Raw genomic sequence first — 22984 nt, 5'->3', positions numbered from 1 at the left:
AATACCCAGTAGCTTATAGGCTATTGGGTATTTTAAGTTATATATTTTTAGAAGTAATTATTTTAATATATATGTTTAAAATTATATAATTAATGTTTATCTTATTTATATGTTAAATTTTAAATGTTAATTCTCCGCTTAAAACTTTTTTTATTTGTCCATTTGTTTCTTTAATTATAAGTTCACCTTCATTATCTATTCCAAGGCATATTACATCTTTTTCTTCTCTTGGAGTAATTAATTTAGCTTTTGTATTTTTAAATAGAGCATTATTTCTACATATATCTATCACTTCTAATAAATTATTATTTTCTAGAAAATCATCATAAAAATTTTCAAAGTTATTTAAAAATAAGGCTAATATTTCTCCTCTATTATATTTTTTACCTTTTTCTATTAATAATGAAGTTGCGTTACTTAAATCACCTGTAAATTCATCTTTAGTAATATTTATGTTCATTCCAATTCCAACTATAATGTAATTTATAGTGTCCATATCACAATTCATAAGTGTTAATATTCCACAAAGTTTTTTGTTATTAACGTAAATGTCATTTGGCCATTTTATTTTACTTTCAATATTTAAATACTTTAATGTTTTAAATACTGAAGCTGCTGCAATTAATGTAATTTTGTTTGCATAATTAGGTGAAAGGTTTGGTTTTAGTATTAAAGATGCCCATATTCCACCTTTAGGTGAGTGCCAATTACGTTTAAATCTTCCAGTACCATTAGTTTGAATTTCTGCTGTTATAATTGTACCGTGAGAAGTTTCTTTTTTAGCTAAATCTTTAGCCACTGTATTTGTTGAATTAATTTCTTTAAAGTAATAAAATTTTCTACCTAAAGTTTTTGTACTTAAAAATTTATTTACAGAAGAGAAATCTATAATGTCAGGACTTTTTATTAACTTATATCCTTTATTTTTAATTGCATCAATAATATAACCTTCTTCTTTTAATTTATTTATATGCTTCCAAATAGAGTTTCTAGAAACCCCTAAATAATTACTTATCTTTTCTCCAGAAATATAATTATTACTATTTTCTAGTAGTGTTAATATTTTATTTTTCACGGTTTCCCTCCCAAAAATAATATTTTTTTTATAATTATATCATATACATAAAAAGATAAAAAACAGCAGATTATAAAGACTTTTATTTAATAATATTAATAAATTTTAATTAAAATGTAAGAAAATTAAGTCTAAATATGCTGGTGTAAATTGAAATTATTTATTATAATAAAATTGTTATACTAAAATTCACGTTAATTTATTTTGGAAGAGGGTGTTATTTAGAATTATTTTCTTAATAACATTAGGGAGGTAAAAAATGCAAGATAAGGGAAATAATACACAGGGAAGAGAAACTAAAAAAAGAAAAATGTCCAAAAAGAAAAAAGTTTTAATTTCTGTGCTATCTTTACTTCTTCTTATTATAATAGGAGCTGGAGGAGCTTATATGTATATAAGAGGAAAAGTTTATGATGATAGTTCTAAGATACAGAATGTAGATTATAAAGAACAATCAGGTATTACAAATATATTATTAATAGGTACAGATGCACGTAAGGTTGATGAGGCAGCTAGAGCAGATGCTATAATTATTGCAACAATAGATAGTAATCATAAAAAGTTAAAATTAACTTCTATAATGAGAGATACTTTAGTTAAAATACCAGGTCATGGAGAGCAAAAGATTAATGCAGCTCTTGCATTTGGTGGACCAGATCTATTAATGCAAACTATTAAAGATAATTTTGATTTAACTTTAAATAAATATGTAATGGTTAATTTTAAAGGATTTCAGTCAATAATAAATCAAGTTGGTGGTATTGATGTAGATGTCCATGATTATGAAATAAAAGAATTAAATAAGTTTATTGGAGAATATGAAAAAAATAAATCTCCAAAGATAACTAAGCCAGGAATGCAACATTTAGATGGTCAACAAGCTTTAGCTTATGCAAGAATTAGAAAAGTTGGAGATGGAGATTATGAAAGAACTGAAAGACAAAGAAGAGTTATAGATTTAGTTACACAAAAATTTAAGGATTTAAGTGTTCTTAAATATCCATCTGTTATGTCAGACTTATTACCATATGTAAAAACTAATATAGAACCAGCAATGATTTTAAATTATGCTTATACTGTTTCTAAATTCCCAAGTTTAAAATTTGAACAATTAAGAATTCCAGTAAGTGAAGATATTTCTTGGGGAGGACTTTATAAAGCTAAAGGATGGGTTCTTATTGTAGATAAAGAGCAGAATGCTAAGATGATGCATGATTTCATATTTGATGATATAAAACCTACATCAAAGAGTTATAGTATTTCTAAGTGGAAGGATAAACTTGCAACATATATGAACCAAAATGAAGAGCATATTAAAGAAAATGGTCCATTAAAGGCAACTAAGGATGATGAAGGTTATGTTCCACCAGTTAGAAAGAAGAATAATACTGGTTTAAATAATAATATAAATAATGGTAGTGGTACAACTACAAATAAAAGACCTACAAATAATAAGAAACCAGCTTCAGGTAGTGGAAATACTACTACAACAGACAAAGGAAATAAAGGAGAGTCTGATTCACATAAAGGAGAGTCAAACTCACAAAACAATAAACCAAGTACAGGTAATCAAAATGAATCACATCAAAATGGATCAAATTCACAAGATAAAGAAAATACAAATAAGCCAAGTTCAGAAAATAACAAAGATAAATAATTAATTAATATAATAAAACACAGTTTGTTTTTTCAAGCTGTGTTTTATGTTATAATACTTTAAAATAAATAAAAGGAGAATTTGTAGATGAATTTTTTACTTGGGAAATTACTTATGCTCCCTGCTATATTAATTGGATTTACTTTTCATGAATTTGCTCATGCTAAAATGGCAGACAAGTTAGGAGATAAAACTCCAAGATTTCAAGGTAGATTAAATTTAAATCCTATAAATCATTTAGATCCAATTGGAACTTTATTAATATTATTTTGTGGAATAGGATGGGCAAAGCCAGTGCAGGTAAATCCTAGAGCTTTTAAAAATTATTATAAAGATGATTTAAAGGTAAGTATTGCAGGACCAATAGCTAATTTAATTGTTGCTTTTGTAGGTATGATATTATATGTTGCTATATATTTATTAGGTGGATATGAAATATTAAATGGAGCGTTGTTTTCAGTACTTTTGAGAATAGCTTATTTTATAATAATATTAAATATAAATTTATTTGTATTTAATTTATTACCACTTCCAGGATTAGATGGTTTTAGTGTACTTAGAGATTTAAGTCCTAAACATTTTTATAAGATTTCTGATTCAATTTATCAATATCAATTTTTAATTTTTATTTTTATAATAGTGTTTGGGGGATGGATTATCCAAATACCATCAGATTTAATTTTTAGATTTTTCTTTAAAATTGTAGGAATATTTTTTGGAATGATATTTTAAAAAAAGAGCAGTTAGTTTATAAAAAACTAACTGCTCTAATATATTAATCTATTTTTTCTATAATTAAATCTCTATTAAATGTTTCTTTAAAGGAGCAAGCACTTCTCATAGCTTGGCGTATTTCAAGTTCTAAGTTTAATGGAGATTTAAGATATATTCTAACAGAATCATCACCTATAACAGTTTTTATTTCTTTAACTGCACCTTCTAAGCTTCTATCAAGTCCTTCAGCAATTTTTAAAATAGTTCCAAGATATTCTATTGATTTAACATCAATTCTATTTAATATTGAACTATATTGAGGAAGGGGTATATGATACCTATTATTTCTATGACAAGCAGCTACAGCTGCACTTAATATTAGCTCTTTATGGGTTAATCCATTTATACATGAATTTAATATTATATAAAAGCTATGTTTGTGATGATTATAATAATCTATACTTATACCACAATCATGAAGTAGTGATGATGTTCTTATAATTCTTTTATAGGAATCATTTAACTTATGAAGGGGTTTTAAATCTTCAAAAAGAGTTTTTGAAATTTCATAAACATGTTTAGCATGTCCTTTATTAATATTAAGTTTATTCATTATTCCCTTAATACTAAAAATCAACATATCTTTTTCATAATTATAGTTTTCTTTAATATATTCATACATAATTCCATCTCTTAAACCTCTTGATGATGTAATTATATTTCTTATATTTGTTGCTTTAAGTATATTTTGAAATATACAAAGACCGGCAACAATTATGTCTGCACGTTCATAAGGAAGTCCCCTAATTTGATGACGTTGTTTTAAGCTTTTACATTTTAATAAGTTATATATTTCATGAACATCCATATCATTTAGTGTATAGTTATGTTCTATATCAAATGGATAACGTTTTTTAATTCTATCAATTTTTCCAAGGGCTTTTATAGTTCCACCTACACCTATAATTGAATCGAAGTCTCCATTTAAAAGCCAATCACATTCTGATATAGAATCATTTATTTTATTTGTAGCCTTTTCAATATCTTCTCTTACTATTCTGTCTTGCAAATTAAATTCAGAAGTTAAGTTTAATGTTCCAACAGGAAGGGAATGAAATTTTTTTATTTCTCCGTCTTTAATCCAAGCTAAATTAGTTACAGTACCTTCTATATCTAACATTAAGGAATTATCAAAATATAATGTATTTGTTATTCCTAAAAAATTATAATATATTTCTTTATCTATAGTTAATATATGAATATCTATATCTAATTCTTCTTTTATTAAATTTAAAAGTTTTTGACTATTTGAGGCACTTCTAAAAGTTTCTGTTGCAATAGCTATAATTTTTTTAGCACCAGATACTTGACACATTGATTTAAATACCCTTAAAGTTGATAGGGCTATATTTAGTTTTTCATTTGATATTTCAGTTCCATCTACTAGATCTTGACAAAGTCTTATGGATGTATTTAATTCATCAATTGTCTTAAAATAACCGTCTTCCTCTACTTCATTTAAGGTTAGAGTAACTGAGTTAGCACCTATTTCAATAACACCAATTCTTTTCATAACAAACTCCTTAAATAATAATTAAATTTATATATGTATTGTTATTATTATACAACATTTTTAAAGCTTATGTTAAAAATAATAATATTTAACTATTTGTTGACATTCATACGAAAAACTATGTATAATGTATGAAAGAAAGTAAAATATAAATTCTATGAAAAGGAGAGTAGAATAATTGATTCTTAGAGAGAGCAGGGGATTTTGCTGGAAGCCTTGTAGATAGATTATTTGAAGAGAACCTTGGAGAAGCACCTGAAATGAGTAGGGATCGCCGCAAATTTTAATCATTTGCGTTATCAAAAAAGAGTGGCATTTCTTTATGCAAGTAGAGTGGTACCGCGGAAAAACTAATAGAATAGTATTCCGTCTCTTATTTTTAATAAGAGGCGGTTTTTTATATTTTACGTAGCAAAATAAGGAGGAATAATTAATGGATTATAAACAAATTATTGCAGAATTAATAAAGCAACATGTTGATTTAAATGTAGAAGATATTAAAAAACTTATAGAAATACCACCAAAATCAGAAATGGGTGATTATGCTTTTCCTTGCTTTCAATTAGCAAAAGTTTTAAGAAAAGCTCCAAATATGATAGCTGAAGAGTTAGCATCAAAATTAAATAAAGATGGATTTGAAAAAATAACAAACTTAGGACCATATGTTAATTTCTTTGTAGATAAAACTACATTTACAAAAAATACTATAGAAGAAGTTCTTAAAGAAGGAGATAAATATGGTTCATCAAATATTGGTGAAGGTAAAACTGTATGTGTTGAGTATTCATCACCAAATATAGCAAAGCCTTTCCACGTTGGTCACCTTTGTACAACAGCTATAGGTAATTCTCTTTATAAATTATTTAAAGAAGAAGGATATAATGTAGTTGGTATAAATCACTTAGGAGACTGGGGTACTCAATTTGGTAAGCTTATAGCAGCTTATAATAGATGGGTAGATGAAGAAGCTTTAGAAAAGGATCCAATAGGAGAATTATTAAGAATATATGTTAAATTCCATGAGGAAGCTGAAAAAGATCCATCATTAGTAGATGAAGGAAGATTACACTTTAAGAGACTTGAAGATGGCGAACCAGAAGAAACAGCATTATGGAAGAGATTTAGAGATTTAAGTTTAAAAGAATTTAATAGAGTTTATGATCTTTTAGGAATTAAATTTGATTCATTAGCAGGAGAAGCATTCTATAATGATAAAATGCAAGATATAATTGATGAGTTAAGAGAGAAAAACTTACTTACAGAAAGTAATGGAGCTCAAGTTGTTATGCTTGATGAATATAATATGCCACCTTGTATTATATTAAAGGGAGATGGAGCTACTATATATGCAACAAGAGACTTAGCAGCTGCAAATTACAGAAAAAAGACTTATGACTTTGATAAATCAATATATGTAGTTGGAACACCTCAAGCATTACACTTTAAACAATTCTTTAAAGTATTAGAACTTGCAGGAAAAGACTGGGCAAAGAATTGTGTTCATGTAGGTTTTGGATTAGTTAAGTTCCCAGATGGTGGAATGTCAACAAGAAAAGGTAAAGTTATATTATTAGATGACTTATTACATGAAGCAATTGCAAAAACATTAGAAATTATAAATGAAAAAAATCCAGATTTAGAAAACAAAGAAGAAGTAGCTAAGAAGATAGGTATTGGTGCAGTAGTATTTACTTATCTTAAAAATTCAAGAGAAAAAGATATTATCTTTGATTGGAAAGAAATACTTTCATTTGAAGGAGAAACTGGACCATATGTTCAATATTCATATGCAAGAGGAAATAGTATATTAGAAAAGGCTAAAGATATTGAACTTACAAATATAGATTATAGTAAATTAAATTCAAAAGAAGAATTTGAATTAGTTAAAGCTATAGAAAGCTTTAGAAAAAATATCCATCTAGCAACTGAAAAATATGAGCCATCAGTTGTAACTAGATATGTTGTAGAAGTTGCTAAACTATTTAATAAGTTCTACAATTCTCATTCAGTATTAAATTTAGAAGATGAAGAACTTAAAAAAGCAAGACTTAGCCTAGTTAAATCAAGTCTACAAGTAATTAAAAATGGTTTAGGATTATTAGGAATAGATGTTGTAGAAAAAATGTAAAGATAATTATAAAAAATACTAGAAAGTTAACTTTCTAGTATTTTTTTGTGTCATTATAGAATATTAAAATTTTTAATGTATAATATAACTAAAAGAAAAATTAAAAGGTGGTGAACGGTTTGAAATTAGATAGAAACATAAAATATAAAGATATTTTAATTGCAGTTTTAATAGTTTTTATTGTCTATAAAGTTGTTGACAATTATCCTATATATTTAGCAATCTTAAAGAAGTTTATAAATGTTTTAACACCATTTATATATGCTTTTATTTTTGCTTATATTTTAAATCCTATAATGAAATTATTTGAAAAAAAACTTAAATTAAATAGAGGGCTATCAGTTGCTGCAACATATTTAATTTTTCTAGGAATATTAGTTATTATAGGAATATATGTAATTCCAAGTGTAATAGATAGTATAATATCAATAGCAAAAGAAGTACCAAGTTATATTAGTACAGCTCAAGGATGGATTAATTCTGCTCTGCAAAATGATAAGTTTTATGCAATAATGAAAGAGGCTGGTGTACTTCATACATTGACATCAGTATCCACAAAGTTTGGAGCTATTGCTGTAAATTTATTAGAAGGGGCAGCAGGATCACTTTTAACAATAACTACAGATATAATAATGATTGGTTTTGGTTTTTTAATATCAATATATGTGTTAGCTGATAAAGAAAGATTTATAAAACAAGGAAAATTACTTACAGTTATGATTATAGGTGAGAAAAGAGGAAAGTGGATACTAAACTTATTTAGAACATATAATTATATGATTGGAACATATATAGGGATTAAAGCTTTAGATTCATTAATAATTGGGCTAATATCATTAATAGGTCTTATAATATTAAAAGTTCCTTATGCAATATTACTTGCAATAGTAGTAGGATTTACAAATATGATACCTTATTTTGGACCATTTGTTGGTGAAGTTGTTTGCTGTATTGTTGCAATATTTATATCTCCATGGAAAACTCTTGGAGTTTTTATCTTCTTACTATTACTTCAACAATTTGATGCATGGTATTTAGAACCTAAATTAGTAAGCGGAAAGGTTGGAATAGGACCTTTTTGGGTTGTACTTGGCGTAACAATTGGGGGAGGATTTTTTGGTGCAATAGGAATGCTTCTTGCATCACCAACAATGGCAACAATAAAAATTTATTATGATATTATAGTAAATAGATTTAAGGAAAAACATAAAGATGTAGTAGATGAATTATAAGATAAATAAAAATATCAGTAGGTTAAAACCTACTGATATTTTTATTTTTTTATATTTAATTTTCTAGAAGGACAATTTTTGTTACAAGAACCACAATTACACTGTCCACTAGAGGATTTCTTAACATTTTTATATATTATAAAGGCAGCTAATATTACAATTCCAGCTGTTATTATAATTTCCATAATATCACCTTCTATTAAAATAATGAGGCTAAGTTGTAGAATATAAATGCAACAACCCAAGCAAGTACGAGTTGATAACAAACTGAAAAAAGTGTAATCTTATTTCCATATTCTTTCTTCATTGTACCTACTGCTGAAATACAAGGAACATAAAGTAAAGTAAATATTAAAAATGAATAAGCTGAAATTGATGTAAAGAAGTGAGGTAAAATAACTCTTAAATCACCACTAAATATTACTTCCATTGTAGAAACAACAGTTTCTTTTGCTAGTAAACCACTTAATAGAGAAACTGATGACTGCCAGTTACCAAAACCAAGTGGAGAAAAAACTGGAGCAATAAATGAACCAATTGAAGCTAATAAACTTTCATCAATATTTTCAACCATTCCATGAAAATTAAAGTTTGATAAGAACCAAATAAGAACACTCATAGCAAAAATAATTGTACCAGCTTTCTTTAAAAAGCCCTTACCTTTATCAAATGTTTGTTTTAAAAGTGATTTTACTTGAGGTAACTTATAATTTGGAAGTTCTATTATAAAAGGTTCTTCATCCTTTTTAAATATAGTTTTCTTAAATAAAATACCAAGTAAAAATGCTACTATAACACCTAACAAATAAAGTGAAGCCACAACTAAACCTCTATGTTCTGTGAAAAACACTGAAGCAAATAATGCGTAAACAGGAAGTCTAGCATTACAAGACATTAAAGGAACAAGTAGAGCTGTTAGCTTTCTATCCTTTTCGCTTTCTAATGTTCTTGCAGACATAATTGCAGGAACTGTACAACCAAAACCTACAATCATTGGTATAAAGGCTTTACCTGAAAGTCCCATTTTTCTCATAAGTTTGTCCATCAAAAAAGCAACTCTTGCCATGTAACCACTATCTTCTAAAAAAGTTATACAAATAAATAGTGCAAGTATTACAGGTAAAAGAACTAATATTCCACCTACACCGCTTATAATACCATCAATTAATAATGATTGAAACCAAGGTGAAGCACTACTTAAAACTGTATGCATCCAAGGGATAAATGAATCATTTAATAATCCATCTAGCCAATCTGATATAGGTTGTCCAACCCATGAAAATGTAAATTGGAACATAAATGCCATTATTATGATAAATAAAGGATAGGCTAAAATTGGATTTAAGAAAATTTTATCTAATTTTTCAGTTAAATTCTTTTTGTTTGAATCTTTTATCTTCAAACAATCATGAACCACTTTTTCAATATACTTATAAGCTTCTTTTTCATTTTTAAAATCGTACTTTGAATTATTATTGTTATAAGTAAAATTATTATTTTCTAATGTATTTTTAACTAAGTCAATGCCTTTTCCTTTTGAAGCCACAATAGGAATAACTGTAATTTCAAATTCTTCTGAAAGCTTTTTATAATCAATTTCATAACCTTTGTTATTAACAACATCTATCATATTAATGGCAAGAATTATTGGTTTATTAAATTGTTTAAGTTGAGTAGTTAAATATAAATTTCTATCTAAATTAGAACCATCAACAATATTAAGTATAATGTCTACATCGCCATCTTCTAAAAAGTTTTTTGCAACTTTTTCTTCATGAGAAAAAGTATCCATTGCATAAATACCAGGTAAATCTACTATTTTTATATCTTTGTAGTATCCTTCTTTCTTTTCAACAGTAACACCAGGCCAATTACCAACATATTGTTTTGAACCAGTTAATGCATTAAAAAGAGTTGTTTTACCCACATTTGGATTGCCAAGTAAAGCAATTGTTGTCATTTGTATTTCCTCCCTAAGTTAGTAAAATATTCTTTGCGTCTTTTTTCCTTATTGCTAAATCAAAGCCTCTAAAATTTACTATTAAAGGGTCTCCTAAAGGAGCTATTCTTTTTAGTGTTATTTCAGTACCTTCAATACAGCCTAAAGCTAACAACCTTTTGGCTAATTTAGCATCTCCACCAATGGCATTTATAACACCGTGCTCGCCAGGTTTTAGTTTTATTAATTCCATTTGTTTAACACCTCACAATGAAAATCATTATCATATTATATAATTATAATAGCACTATATGAATTTAGAAGTCAATGTTTAATATGAAAATAATATGTATAAAAAATTTTGTAAATATATAAATATATATTCTAAAAAGTATATAATTGTAGAATTATTTTGCAAAAAAATTTTTTATGGGTATAATATAAAGAAAAGTTAATTACTAAAGAGGATGAGGAGGTTTTTTTTATGGAGAAAAATATTGCAGCTTTTTTTGACATTGATGGAACTTTATATAGAGAAGGTTTAATTACAGAAGTTTTTAAAAAAATGATTAAATATGAAATAATTAAACCAGAAAAATGGTACAATGATGTTAGAAAAGATTTTGAAAAGTGGGATAGACGCCAAGGTGATTATGATACATATTTATTAAAAATGATTGATATATATATGGAAGCTATAAAAGGATTAAAGAACGATCAAATAGAATTTATAGCTAAGAGAGTTATTGAACAAAAAGGTGATAGAGTATATACATTTACAAGGGATAGAATAAAATGGCACAAGGAACAAGGACATATTTTAATTACCGTTTCAGGTTCTCCTATAGAATTAGTAAAAGAGATGTCATCAAAATATGGATTTAATGATTTTAGAGGTGCTAAGTATATATTAGATAAGGATAATAAATATACTGGTGATGTAATACCTATGTGGGATAGTGAAAGTAAAGAAAAAGCAATTAAGGAATTACAAGAAAAGTATAATTTAGATTTAGAAGAAAGTTATGCATATGGAGATACTGCTGGAGATTATACAATGCTTAGCAAAGTAGGAAATCCTTATTGTATGAATCCAACAAAGGAACTTTTAAAGAAAATAATATCTGATAAAGATTTGTCAGAGAGAATAAATGTTATTGTAGAAAGAAAAGATGTAACGTATAATCTTAATATAGGTGATATACAATTTGAGTAAGAAAGAGTGATACTGTGATTATAAAAGAAAACATTATACCTGTAGATAATTTAGAATCAGAAGATTTTTTAGAAAATGAATATAAGGTTTTACCAGAAGATATAATATTCTTTGATTTAGAACATTATGTATACAAAAAACCTAAATGTATAGGTGTCTTTGGAGCATGTGTATATAATAAGGAAAGAAAAATACTTCATGTAACTCAATATATGATAGAAAACAAAAAGGAAAGCAAAGATATTCTAACTTTAGCTCTAAATTATTTTACGAATATGAAAAAAGAAGGTAAAAAAGCTATATCAACATTTTCAGGTAATAATGATTTTACAGTAATAAATTACTTATTCAATAAAAATAATATAGCATATGATTTTGAAGAAGAATTTTTTTCAATAGATATTCAAAAGGCATATGAGAAAGAAATGAAAACTTCTATAGGTCTTAAAAAATTAGAAAAGATTTTTGATATTGATAGACAAGGGGAAGTTATTAGTGGTTCGAATTTAGCAAAGACTTTTCATAAAGTTATGAAGGACAATGATTATATAAAAAGAATGCCAAAGGAAAAGATAGAAAAAATTCTTCTTTACAATGAACAAGATGTTGTTAACCTATATTATATATATACTAACTGGAAAAAATATATTAAGTTAGAAGAAAAAGAAGAAGAGATAGAAAATAAAGAAGAAACTGATATATTAGAAGAAAAACACTTAGAAATAAAATAATATTTCTAAGTGTTTTAATTTTTACTTTTTAGTTATATCAGTACCATTACTTGAAAGAACTATAGTACCATCTTTATCTGTTCTATATATTTTAATATTATATTTTTTTAGTTTCCTTAATGTTTCTTTATGCGGATGTCCATATTTATTATCTATTCCACAGGAAATAATTCCAATGGAAGGATTTACTGCTTTTAAAAATTTATCAGTTGTAGAAGTTGATGAACCATGATGACCTAATTTTAAAACATCTGCCTTAAGGTTATAATTTTTACTTAATACATAATTTTCTTCAAGCTTTTCTGCATCTCCTGTAAATAGGAAAGAATTTTTACCATAAGTTATTTTCATTATTGGAGAGTAATTATTTAAATCACCCTTATCACCATAGCCATTGGCTTTAGGAGAATATACTGTAACTTTAGTATTTTTACCTAAGTCAATAGTATCAGTTCCTTCTTTAATAACATTGATTTTTAAATTCTTCTTTTTAAGAGCTTTAATCATATTTTCAAAAGTTCTTGTATTATGTTCTATTTTTGGAGCATAAAACTTTCCAATTTCATATTTGTTAATTATTTCAGCCATATTACCTATATGATCCTCATGAGGATGAGTAGCAATAACATAATCTAATTTTTTAATCTTAAGTTTATTTAAATATGAAATTATATCTTTTTCATTTGATCTAGGTCCAGCGTCAATAAGCATATTTTTCCCATTTACTTGTATAAGTTCTGCATCTCCTTGTCCAACATTTATGTAGTGAACTAACATATTAGATGAAGAATTTAAGTTATTTTTATCAGATGAATTAGTACATCCAAATAAAACAGTTGATAACAATAGCATTAAAATACATAATAAGTTTCTAAACTTTTTATTCAAAGAATCCCTCCTTATATAATATATACTGTAATAGTTTATCATCATATTGTATAATAATAAAGATAAAGAAAGGTTTTTATTATATTAAAGACTTAAGAAAAATGCTAGGAGGATAAGAAAATGCAAATATTTAAGATGATTAAATATGGAATATATATGATTTTTGTAAGATTAAAGGGAATTAAATTTAATTATATATATAAAACTAAAGGAGAAAAGGAAGCATTTAAGTATGGACAAGATGTTTTTGGTAAATGGAGTGAAGTTACAATAAAGACAGTTGGAATGGATATTGAAATAAAAGGTTATGAAAATATACCTGATGAAACATGTGCATTTATAGGAAACCATATGAGTATATTGGATATTCCAGTATTAAGATACGCATCACGTAGAGGTGTAGGCTTTATAGCTAAAAAAGAAGTACTTAAAATTCCTGTATTAGGATTTTGGGTTAAAAATATGAATTGCGTAGCTTTAGATAGAGATAATGTTAGAGAAGCAATTAAAGTTATTGCAAAAGGAGCAGAATTCTTAAAAAGTGGATATGATATGGCAATCTTTCCAGAAGGAACTAGAGCTAAAGATGGGAAAGTTCATGAATTTAAAAAAGGAAGTATGAAGCTTGCAACAAAAGCGAAAGTTCCAATAGTACCATTTTCAATAGATGGAACATCAAAATGCTTTGAAGATAATAGAAAATTTTCTAAGGGGAAAGTTACAATAGTTTTTGGAAAACCTATATATACAGATAGTTTAACAAAAGATGAAGAAAAAACATTAACTGAAAGAGTTCAAAAAGAGGTTATAGATAATATGATTTGGGTATAATAAAAGTTGCTTATAAAGCAACTTTTTTTTATAAAATTTATTATAAAAGATAAAAGGAACAATTTGAATATAAGCGAATATAATTTAAAAATGAAAAATTTTTATTCACAAAATTTCAAAAAGTGTGATATAATTGGTTTAAATCGATAAAAAAGTGATAAAAATGAAATTTTTAAAGTGTAAAAAATTCATGAGGGGGCAAAATTATGCAAAAAGAATTTTCAATGAGCAATGATAAAGTAATAATTAATTTCACAGCAAAGTATTGTGCTACATTTGAATCTTTGTTAGAAAGTGATGGGTTTAGGAGAGTATTAGATTTATTTTTAAAGAAATCAAAGAGAAAGAATTCTTTAAGTTATAGATATTTACAAAATTCATTAAATTGTGATGATGTTATAAAATTAAGAAAAGAATTAATAAGAATTTTTAAATTTTTAACAGTAATGAATGTAGAAGAAATAATTGAATTTAATGAACATTATAGAGGGCTATTAACAAATAAAGAAGATTTTATAAGATTAATTGAAGGATTTTATTTATTCTGGAGAAGACTTGAAAGATATACTTTAGTTCATGGTGGAAAAGTTGATGGTGGATTAGCTCAGATGAGCTTCACAGAAGCCAATGATGGATTATCAAAATTAATTTTACGTCTTTATAGAAAAATTGAAAAAAACATATTAGGAGTTCAACCAAAAGTATTTAGACAAATACCTGCTGGAGGAAATTCATGCCTTATGTTAAATAAAATAATATGGCCTGTTCCAGATGGATATGAAATATTAGAAAAGATACCATTTATAGATAGTATACTTTTAGAAACTCCATTTATTACTTATCCAAAGAGAAATACAAGAACAGGAATGTTTAGTGAGATAAAGGAAAATCCATTGAAATATGCAAGTATGAATAAAGACCATTGGTTCTGTTATCCTGCAAAGGTTGGAGAGCTTTTAGCATATATTTATTTCCACAGAGACTTTATGGAACATGGAATAACTTTATGTAATCTTTTTGAAATGGCTAGAAAAGAAGAGTGTAGAGGAAGAAAGCCAGATATGATTTTTATGTTTGGTGTTAAAGATGAAGAAAAAGATAGTGAATTAAAAACAGTATTTTATGAAGATAAGAAAAACGATATAATGGTAGGATATATAAATCATTCAGAAGAAATAGATTATTTTGGATATATGAAAAAGATGACACTTACACTTCATAACTTAATAATGATAAAAAGAGGAAATCTTCCAATACATGGGGCTATGGTAAATATAGTTCTTAAAAATGGCAAAACTGCAAATGTGGTAATTATGGGAGATAGTGGAGCTGGAAAATCAGAAAGTTTAGAAGCTTTTAGAGCACTAAGTGAAGATTATATTTCAGATATGACTATAATATTTGATGATATGGGTACATTCAAATTAAAGGATGGAAAAATATTTGGTTATGGTACAGAAATAGGTGCCTTTGTAAGATTAGATGATTTAGATCAAGGTTATGCCTTTAAAGAAATGGATAGAAGTATATTTATGAATCCAGACAAAATTAATGCAAGGCTTGTTATGCCAGTTGCACCATACAATGCAATTGTAAAAGGATATGATGTAGATTTATTCTATTATGCAAATAACTATGATAAAGTTTCAGATGGAGAGAATTCAATAAGTTATTTTGATAATGCAAACGAAGCTATTAAAGTATTTAGATCAGGTGCTAGAATGGCAAAGGGAACTACATCAGAAACAGGACTTGTTGAATCATATTTTGCTAATCCATTTGGACCTGCACAAAAACAAGAGGAAACTGATATATTATTAGATAAATATTTTAATGCAATGTTTGAAGGTAATGTTAAGGTTGGTCAGTTAAGAACTTGTCTTGGTGTTAAGGGAGAAGAAAAGAAAGGTCCAAGAGATGCTGCATTAGAATTATTTGAAGAAATTAAAAATTTATAAAATTAAATTTTAAGAGTTAAGTTAAAAAAGATAACTTAGCTCTTTTTTTATAGCTTAATAGAAAGTGAATTTTAATATCAATTGATAACAACAATTAAAGTAAAACTTATTAATATAAAGAATTAATGAGTTAATTAATTTATACAAAGATTGAAAAAGTTGACAAATAAGTTGAAAATGAATAGTATATCAGTAGTGATAATCAATATCAATAGAGGTGATTAGATGTTAAAACAAATTATAAGTTATATGTATAAAAGTCATGACTTTTCTGTAAAGGGAATAGCAAAGACATTAGATATAAGTGAAGAAATAGTAGCTCAATATAAAGAGAAATTAGAACTTAGTGGATACATAAAAAAAGAAGGTTGCAGTACGACAAAATGTGAAAAATGTGGTTGTGGATGTAGTAGTAAGTCATTAAATCCTATAGTTAAATGGGAATTTACAGATAAAGGTTTAGCTTTAGCTAAAAGAGATTAAAGTTAGCTAAAAAAATATTAAAAGAGGTGTTTTTATGAAAAAGATAGGTAATTATAATGTTGGAGATAAGCTAGTAGTTAAAGGGCTTAATAAGGATAGTTTAGTAAAGAGAAAACTTATGGATATGGGAATAACGCCAGGAGTTTCAATAGAAATAACAGGTAAAGCTCCACTTGGAGATCCAATAGAAGTTTATGTTAGAGGATATAAACTAACATTAAGAAAAGAAGAAGCTGATGCAATTTTAATATAAGGAGTGATTTTTATGATGCCAATATCATTTGTTCAAGAAGGAAAATCAGTAATGATTAAAGATATTAAAATGAATGAGAAAATGGGCAAAAAAATTAAAGAAATGGGAGTTAATAGAGGAACAGAAATTGAAATAATAAAAAATGATGGTTCTTCATTAATAATAGGAATAAGTGGTTCAAGACTTGCAATCAGCAAAGGAATGGCACAGAAAATTTTAGCAGAATAAAATGAGCTTTAAGGGGGAATCAAAAAGATGAAAATAGCTTTAGCAGGAAATCCAAATTGTGGGAAAAGTAGTATTTTTAATATTTTAACTAAATCAAGACAACATATAGGAAATTGGCCTGGAGTTACAGTTGAAAAAAAAGAAGGTATACTAAAACATAAAAATAAGGAATACAGTATAATTGATTTGCCAGGAACATATAGTTTAGGTGCATATTCAGAAGATGAAATTGTTGCAAGAGATTATATAATTAAAGACAAGCCTGATGTAGTTATAAATGTTATTGATGCAGCTAACTTAGAAAGAAATTTATATTTAACTGCTCAATTACTTGAACTTGGTGTAAATGTAGTATTAGCCCTTAATATGATGGATAATGCAAAAAGTAAAGGAATAAATATAAATTCTGATGAGTTATCTAAAAGATTAGGAATTCCAGTTGTTGAAACAGTAGCGACTAAAAAAGATGGAATAGATAAACTTATAGAAAAAGCAATTAATATTAGTGGTAATAGCAGTAAACACTTTAATATTAATGATAAACTAATGAAAAAGGTAGATATATTAAAAAGAAAACTAGAAGTTAATAGTGAAAATTTAGATTATTCATCAGAATGGATAGCTTTAAAATTACTAGAAAATGATAGTTATATAAGAGGATACATAAAAGAAAAAGGTTACGATAATATTATAAAAAATACCGACGAACTTATAGATGAATACATAGAGTCAGAAGGATTAGATCCAGAAATGGCTATAGTAGATGATAGATATAATTATATCAGTAATATAACTAAAGGAATACTTAAAAAACCTAAGAATTCTGTTAAAACATTATCAGACAAAATAGATGCAGTTGTAACAAATAAGTTTTTGGGAATACCAATATTTGCAATTATAATGTATATATTATATGATATAACTTTTAAAATTGGTGGAACTGTACAAGAATGGGTTGCAGAATTAATAGGAGATGCTGGAGGGTTTGTAGTTGAGAAATTACAAGGACTTGGAGCACCAGATTTCTTAACTGGATTTGTAGGAGATGGTATTTTTGCAGGTATTGGAGCTGTACTTAGCTTCTTACCTTTAATTATGGTTATGTATTTCTTAATGGGATTATTAGAAGATAGTGGATACATGGCAAGAGCTGCTTATATTATGGATAGAATTATGAGAGCTTTAGGATTACATGGTAAAACATTTGTGTCAATGATAATCGGATTTGGTTGTAATGTTCCTGGTATTATGTCAACAAGGACTTTAGAAAGTAAAAAAGATAGAATGATAGCTATACTTATAAATCCTTTTGTATCTTGTGGAGCAAGACTTCCAATATACTTAGTATTTATTGATGCATTCTTCCAAACACATGCTTCACTTATTTTAGTAAGCCTTTATGCGTTAGGAATTATAATAGCATTACTTTGTGGAAAACTTTTAAGTAAGACATTATTTAAAGGAGATACATCATATTTTGTAATGGAGCTTCCAAGTTACAGAGTTCCATCAATTAAAAATGTATTAACTTTAACTTGGGAGAAAGGCGGAGCTTTCGTTAAAAAGGCTGGAGTTATAATTTTCCCAGCAGTTGTAGTAATATGGCTATTATCAGTTTTACCATTTGGAGTAGAACAATATGGAGAAAATTCAATTCTTGGAATGGTTGGGAATTTTATAGCACCAATATATGCACTTGCTGGATTTGCTACATGGCAGGCTTCAGTAGCACTATTCTCAGGGATAATTGCAAAAGAAACTGTTGTAGCTACTTTAGGTATGTTATATGTCGGAGTATCAGAAGGGGCAGAGATTACTTCAGCAATAGCTGCACATTTTACTCCTTTATCAGCTATGTCTTATATGGTTATGACGCTTTTATTTACTCCATGTCTTGCGGCGCTTGGAGCAATTAAGAGAGAAACAAACTCAATTAAATGGACAGTATTTGCAGCTGTTGGAACATTTATTGTGGCTTTAATAGTTTCTACAATAGTATATCAAGTTGGATTAATCTTAGGATTTAAATAAAATTTAAATATTAAAAAAAGTATAAAAAAAGGTTGAATTCTAGAAAATTCAACCTTTTTTTACTTAATGATTAAAACTTTAATAAATAAAGATTTTACATAAAAATATTTTTATGTAAAATCCAACATGAATAGAATAATAAATTCATGCTATTTAAAATTTGATTAATCATTTACATATTTGCTTTTAGCAAAAAAGGAAATTGAATAAAGTCCAGCTATTCCGATAATTGAATATACAATTCTACTTAAAGCTGACATATCACCAAATAGGGCTTTAACTAAATCAAATTGAAAAAATCCAATAAGCCCCCAATTTATTGCACCTATTATTACTAATAAAAGTGCTAAAGTATCAAGAAATTTCATAAAAAAACACTTCCTTAAAATATTTTTTCATAACATAGTATTAGTATTTTAAGAAAATATTATTCATTAAGTTTATAAGTTTATAATGTTATATTTCTATCTAATGATTGAGAAAGAGATATAAATGTATCAGTTCTTTGAATTCCAGAAATATTATTTATTTTATTCATTAATACATCTTGTAAGTCAGCAATGTTTCTACATATTAATTTTGCAAACATTGAATAATTTCCTGTAGTCAAATGAAGTTCTACAACTTCAGTAATATTTTTTATTTCTTCAACTACATAATCAAATTAAGAAGTTTTATCAATATATATACCAACAAAGCAACAAACATCATATCCTAGCTTTGGAAGATTAAGAATAATACGAGTTCCTTTAATTATGCCCATATCTTCCATTTTCTTCATCCTAACATGAATAGTACCACCACTTACATGACATATTCTAGCTATTTCTAAATATGGTGTTCTACAATCCTTTATTAATAAATCTAATATTTGAAGATCTAATTCATCTAATTGTAAATTTGTATTTATAGCCATTGGATCACCTCTTGGAATTAATAAATTTATAAATCAAAATATATTTTATCAAAGAATCATCATTTCAGAAAGGTAAAATTGAAAAATGTTTAAAAAATTTAAGAAATATTATTATTTTAATAAAAACAACATAAAATTTACTAAAAAGTAATAAAATTTAAATAAAGTTAATTTCACAATTATTATACTTGAAAAGATTATAAATTTAACTTAATATTAAGTATATAAAATAAAATAGGAGGTAATTAATTTATGGCTGGAGTATTATTTACAATTTTACAATTTATAATAATGTTAGCAATTATATTTGGATTATATATCCTTTGTAAAAAATATGTATTTACTAAAATACGTATAAATAAGTTTATACCACTTGCAATAGCTATCATATTACTTGTTATACAAATGACAGGAATAGTTAAAATACAATGGGTTTCTTTAATTATGACACCTATTATTGTGGTTCTTTTCTTGTGGTTTTTAGATATACAACAAACTGGTGGACCAAAAGTAGAAAAGAAAATAGTTATAAAATCAAAAGCAAAACCAAATAGAGCTAAACATATGAAAGATAAAAATCCAAAGTAATAACTTTGGATTTTTTAGTGGACAAATATTGGAGAACTTATAGCTATTCTATCATCCTTTTGATATATTTTTATTAAAAACCAGCTTTCATCATTTTCTAATGTATGTTCGTATAAATATTTTATTTTAGATAAATTTATATTTGTTAAAGTATGAACTATTTTGCCATGATTTTTAATTATTTCTATTTTTTCTATAGGGTAATTTTTATCTTCCGCAATAATAGAAAATTTTATTTTTTCACAATAAGAAGGAAGAACTCCTCCCATTAAAGTATCATTTGCTAAAAAATAAAAGTTTAGGCTTCTTGACTCAGAAGAAAAAGTTCTACGTTTTCTAAAAGCTTCTATTAAATTATTTTTTGTTAATTTGGGGATAATTACCCCTGTAAGGTTGTCATAATCTCCAAAATCTAATTTTTTATTATTTTGACTATTTACTGCACCAAGTTTCCATCCTGCATCCAAAAGACTAAAATAATATTTTTCACGTCTACTGTAGCGATTTCCAAATGTACCATAACATACTTCTATTGACGTAATCATACTATTTAGTATTTTGCTATATGGAATTGATAAGGTAGTTTTAATAGGTCTTTTTATTATTATGAAGGCATTTGGATTATTAAGCATCCAAAAAATTAATAAATTAATATCTTTAATTTCTCCAGTAAAGAATGTATTTGAGTTTATTATATCAATATTACCGTAGGAGGTAGTTTTCCCTTCAAAGCCTAGTAAATAAACAAAGTTTTCTCTTTTTTTCATAAATTTTTTTCCTAGACTTTGGGCTGATAACCACTTAGATTTATTATTCTTGTCATAAGAAGAATTTTGAGCTAAAAGATCATTTTGATCTGTAGTTATTAAAAAATCTAAATTATTATGATAGCTATAATGAAGAGCATCATAAAGATTAGCTATACCTAAAGAATAAGAAGTGTAGCAGTTTGGTATCCCGTAAAATACATTAAGTTCTTTTGAATTAAAAATGCTTATATTAGTTTTAGTATGTTTACTCATAAATAATATCCTTAAAATTGTTTATAATTATATATAGTTATATAACATATAAAATAATGACAATGATTTGTTTAGATGATAAAATAGTATAAGAATTTTACATGGAGATGAATTAAAATGATTAAAAGTTTTAGAGATAAAAAACCAAAAATTAGCGAACTAGCATATATATCAGAAAGTGTAGATATAATAGGTGATGTTATGATAGAAGATGATTGCAGTATTTGGTTTGGAAGTAGATTAAGAGGAGATGTAAATAGAATATACATTGGTAAGGGAAGCAATGTTCAAGAAAATTCAGTTATTCATGTGGAAAATAACCATGAAGTAAATATTGGAGAAAATGTAACTATAGGACATGGTGCTATTGTTCATGGATGTACTGTAGGAGAAAATACATTAATAGGAATGGGTTCAATAATATTAAATGGAGCAAAGATAGGTAAAAATTCAATTGTTGGTGCTGGGGCATTAGTTACTCAAAATAAAGAATTTGAAGAAGGTTCTTTAATACTTGGTAATCCTGCAAGGGCAGTTAGAAAATTAACAGAAGAAGAAATAGAAGAAATAAAAAATTCTGCAAAACATTACATTGAGTTAAGCAAAGAATATGCTTAAATATAGGAGGAAAAATGATAAAAATAGGTGAATATAATAAATTAGAAGTTGTTAAAGAAAGAGATTTTGGCTTCTTTTTAAGTGATAATAAAAATAATGAAATATTATTACCAAAGTCATTATTAAATGGCAATACATTAGAAGTTGGTGACGAGGTAGAAATATTTGCATATATGGATTCTCAAGATAGACCAATTGCAACTATGAAAAAGCCTTTAATCGAAGTTGGAAAGGTTGCATACTTAGAAGTTGTTGATGAAAATAAATTTGGAGCTTTCTGTAATATGGGATTAGAAAAAGATTTATTTGTACCATTAAAGGAACAAAGATTTAAACTTTTAGTAGGTAAAAAGTATCTTTTCTATGCTTATTTAGATAAAACAGGAAGACTTGCAGCAACTACAGATGTTGATGACTATTTAGATCAAGGAGAAGGTTATAAAGTTGATGATATAGTAAATGTAATATCTTATGGAAAAGGAACATCAACAACAATTAAAGTTGCAATAGATGGTAAATATAGAGGCATAATACTTGGAAATGAGCATATTGAAACTATATATCCAGGAGATGAATTAAAAGCAAGAGTTAAAAGAATATATGAAGATGGAACTGTTGGATTATCAACAAGAAAGAAGAGATTAGATGCTAGATCTGAAATTCAAGAAAAAATTCTTAAGTATTTAAGAGAAAATGATGGAGTAATGGCATATAATGATAGATCTAATCCAGAAGAAATAAGAGAAGTTTTTGGAACAAGTAAAAATTATTTTAAGATGGCTTTAGGTGGATTAATGAAAGAAGGCCTAATTGAACAAAGTGAAGAAGGAACAAAATTAAAATAATAATACATTAAAAATTTTTAGATAAAAAACTAAACCTATATATAATGGAGAATCTTAA

At 26.4% G+C, this 22984-nt stretch carries 23 protein-coding genes, 1 pseudogene and 1 other annotated feature; of the genes and pseudogenes, 15 read left to right on the top strand and 9 right to left on the bottom strand.

Features of this window, described 5'->3' with window-relative positions; genetic code table 11:
* Positions 1–112: 112 nt before the first annotated feature.
* Entirely contained in the window at positions 113–1075 is a 963-nt protein-coding gene (locus J2Z53_RS02180; protein WP_209795583.1) for a biotin--[acetyl-CoA-carboxylase] ligase, read from the bottom strand.
* 259 nt (positions 1076–1334) lie between these two features.
* Here J2Z53_RS02180 and J2Z53_RS02175 point away from each other — a divergent pair, with 259 nt between their 5' ends.
* Entirely contained in the window at positions 1335–2732 is a 1398-nt protein-coding gene (locus J2Z53_RS02175) for an LCP family protein (RefSeq protein WP_209795582.1), read from the top strand.
* Positions 2733–2819: 87 nt separating this feature from the next.
* Positions 2820–3464: a site-2 protease family protein gene (locus J2Z53_RS02170; protein ID WP_209795581.1), complete on the top strand. Its 645-nt coding sequence runs from the start codon at positions 2820–2822 to the stop codon at positions 3462–3464.
* A 43-nt stretch (positions 3465–3507) separates the two neighbouring features.
* On the opposite strand, the gene J2Z53_RS02165 is transcribed toward J2Z53_RS02170, so the two are convergent.
* The gene (locus J2Z53_RS02165; protein WP_209795580.1) at positions 3508–5019 is read right to left on the bottom strand and encodes a Ppx/GppA phosphatase family protein; all 1512 of its coding nucleotides are present in this window, start codon (positions 5017–5019) and stop codon (positions 3508–3510) included.
* A gap of 148 nt (positions 5020–5167) precedes the next feature.
* Positions 5168–5396 (top strand) — a binding site (T-box leader).
* A gap of 56 nt (positions 5397–5452) precedes the next feature.
* On the opposite strand from J2Z53_RS02165, the gene argS reads away from it, so the two are divergent.
* Together argS and J2Z53_RS02155 are read left to right on the top strand one after the other, a co-directional pair.
* The gene (gene argS / locus J2Z53_RS02160; protein ID WP_209795579.1) at positions 5453–7147 is read left to right on the top strand and encodes an arginine--tRNA ligase; all 1695 of its coding nucleotides are present in this window, start codon (positions 5453–5455) and stop codon (positions 7145–7147) included.
* Positions 7148–7266: 119 nt separating this feature from the next.
* Entirely contained in the window at positions 7267–8379 is a 1113-nt protein-coding gene (locus tag J2Z53_RS02155) for an AI-2E family transporter (RefSeq protein ID WP_209795578.1), read from the top strand.
* Positions 8380–8420: 41 nt separating this feature from the next.
* On the opposite strand, the gene J2Z53_RS02150 is transcribed toward J2Z53_RS02155, so the two are convergent.
* From J2Z53_RS02150 to J2Z53_RS02140, 3 genes are read right to left on the bottom strand one after another with little or no spacing between them, the layout of a single operon-like run.
* Positions 8421–8564 (bottom strand): FeoB-associated Cys-rich membrane protein, encoded by a 144-nt coding sequence (locus J2Z53_RS02150; protein WP_209795577.1) that lies wholly within the window; start codon positions 8562–8564, stop codon positions 8421–8423.
* Between the two features lie 14 nt (positions 8565–8578).
* Positions 8579–10339, bottom strand: coding sequence for a ferrous iron transport protein B (gene feoB / locus J2Z53_RS02145; RefSeq protein WP_209795576.1), 1761 nt, complete (start codon positions 10337–10339; stop codon positions 8579–8581).
* A 13-nt stretch (positions 10340–10352) separates the two neighbouring features.
* Positions 10353–10571: a FeoA family protein gene (locus tag J2Z53_RS02140; RefSeq protein ID WP_209795575.1), complete on the bottom strand. Its 219-nt coding sequence runs from the start codon at positions 10569–10571 to the stop codon at positions 10353–10355.
* A gap of 231 nt (positions 10572–10802) precedes the next feature.
* Between J2Z53_RS02140 and J2Z53_RS02135 the strand changes: the two genes are divergently transcribed.
* Positions 10803–11534: an HAD-IB family hydrolase gene (locus J2Z53_RS02135; protein WP_209795574.1), complete on the top strand. Its 732-nt coding sequence runs from the start codon at positions 10803–10805 to the stop codon at positions 11532–11534.
* Between the two features lie 14 nt (positions 11535–11548).
* Positions 11549–12265 carry a ribonuclease H-like domain-containing protein gene (locus tag J2Z53_RS02130; protein ID WP_209795573.1) on the top strand — a complete coding sequence of 239 codons (717 nt, stop codon included), beginning with the start codon at positions 11549–11551 and terminating at the stop codon, positions 12263–12265.
* Between the two features lie 21 nt (positions 12266–12286).
* Here J2Z53_RS02130 and J2Z53_RS02125 read toward each other — a convergent pair whose 3' ends face one another.
* The gene (locus tag J2Z53_RS02125; protein WP_407927651.1) at positions 12287–13195 is read right to left on the bottom strand and encodes a ComEC/Rec2 family competence protein; all 909 of its coding nucleotides are present in this window, start codon (positions 13193–13195) and stop codon (positions 12287–12289) included.
* Between the two features lie 78 nt (positions 13196–13273).
* Between J2Z53_RS02125 and J2Z53_RS02120 the strand changes: the two genes are divergently transcribed.
* The 6 genes from J2Z53_RS02120 to feoB (J2Z53_RS02095) all read left to right on the top strand — a co-directional run bounded on the left by J2Z53_RS02120 (position 13274) and on the right by feoB (J2Z53_RS02095) (position 18937).
* Positions 13274–13984: a lysophospholipid acyltransferase family protein gene (locus tag J2Z53_RS02120; RefSeq protein WP_209795572.1), complete on the top strand. Its 711-nt coding sequence runs from the start codon at positions 13274–13276 to the stop codon at positions 13982–13984.
* Positions 13985–14190: 206 nt separating this feature from the next.
* The gene (locus J2Z53_RS02115) at positions 14191–15942 is read left to right on the top strand and encodes a phosphoenolpyruvate carboxykinase (ATP) (RefSeq protein WP_209795571.1); all 1752 of its coding nucleotides are present in this window, start codon (positions 14191–14193) and stop codon (positions 15940–15942) included.
* Between the two features lie 225 nt (positions 15943–16167).
* Positions 16168–16425, top strand: coding sequence for a FeoC-like transcriptional regulator (locus J2Z53_RS02110; protein WP_209795570.1), 258 nt, complete (start codon positions 16168–16170; stop codon positions 16423–16425).
* 34 nt (positions 16426–16459) lie between these two features.
* On the top strand, positions 16460–16678 hold the full coding sequence (locus tag J2Z53_RS02105) for a FeoA family protein (protein WP_209795569.1): 219 nt from the start codon (positions 16460–16462) through the stop codon (positions 16676–16678).
* Between the two features lie 12 nt (positions 16679–16690).
* Positions 16691–16906: a FeoA family protein gene (locus tag J2Z53_RS02100; protein WP_209795568.1), complete on the top strand. Its 216-nt coding sequence runs from the start codon at positions 16691–16693 to the stop codon at positions 16904–16906.
* A gap of 27 nt (positions 16907–16933) precedes the next feature.
* On the top strand, positions 16934–18937 hold the full coding sequence (gene feoB, locus J2Z53_RS02095; protein ID WP_209795567.1) for a ferrous iron transport protein B: 2004 nt from the start codon (positions 16934–16936) through the stop codon (positions 18935–18937).
* 164 nt (positions 18938–19101) lie between these two features.
* Here the strand turns inward: feoB (J2Z53_RS02095) and J2Z53_RS02090 are convergent, their stop codons facing one another.
* Positions 19102–19305 carry a DUF378 domain-containing protein gene (locus J2Z53_RS02090; protein ID WP_209795566.1) on the bottom strand — a complete coding sequence of 68 codons (204 nt, stop codon included), beginning with the start codon at positions 19303–19305 and terminating at the stop codon, positions 19102–19104.
* 80 nt (positions 19306–19385) lie between these two features.
* Positions 19386–19853: pseudogene (locus J2Z53_RS02085) on the bottom strand (Lrp/AsnC ligand binding domain-containing protein).
* 252 nt (positions 19854–20105) lie between these two features.
* Here J2Z53_RS02085 and J2Z53_RS02080 point away from each other — a divergent pair.
* Positions 20106–20441 (top strand): hypothetical protein, encoded by a 336-nt coding sequence (locus J2Z53_RS02080; RefSeq protein ID WP_209795565.1) that lies wholly within the window; start codon positions 20106–20108, stop codon positions 20439–20441.
* Between the two features lie 14 nt (positions 20442–20455).
* Here J2Z53_RS02080 and J2Z53_RS02075 read toward each other — a convergent pair whose 3' ends face one another.
* A complete protein-coding gene (locus J2Z53_RS02075; RefSeq protein WP_209795564.1) occupies positions 20456–21463 on the bottom strand; it encodes a CehA/McbA family metallohydrolase domain-containing protein in 1008 nt (335 codons plus the stop codon).
* A 117-nt stretch (positions 21464–21580) separates the two neighbouring features.
* Between J2Z53_RS02075 and J2Z53_RS02070 the strand changes: the two genes are divergently transcribed.
* Together J2Z53_RS02070 and J2Z53_RS02065 are read left to right on the top strand one after the other, a co-directional pair.
* Positions 21581–22081 carry a gamma carbonic anhydrase family protein gene (locus J2Z53_RS02070; RefSeq protein ID WP_209795563.1) on the top strand — a complete coding sequence of 167 codons (501 nt, stop codon included), beginning with the start codon at positions 21581–21583 and terminating at the stop codon, positions 22079–22081.
* A 14-nt stretch (positions 22082–22095) separates the two neighbouring features.
* On the top strand, positions 22096–22926 hold the full coding sequence (locus J2Z53_RS02065; RefSeq protein ID WP_209795562.1) for a CvfB family protein: 831 nt from the start codon (positions 22096–22098) through the stop codon (positions 22924–22926).
* Positions 22927–22984 lie beyond the last annotated feature (58 nt).

The sequence above is a fragment of the Clostridium moniliforme genome (assembly GCF_017873235.1).
In the GTDB taxonomy this organism is placed as follows: domain Bacteria; phylum Bacillota; class Clostridia; order Clostridiales; family Clostridiaceae; genus Clostridium; species Clostridium moniliforme.
The sequence above is the reverse complement of the archived record's forward strand: the minus strand, read 5'-3'. Positions and strand labels throughout refer to the sequence as shown.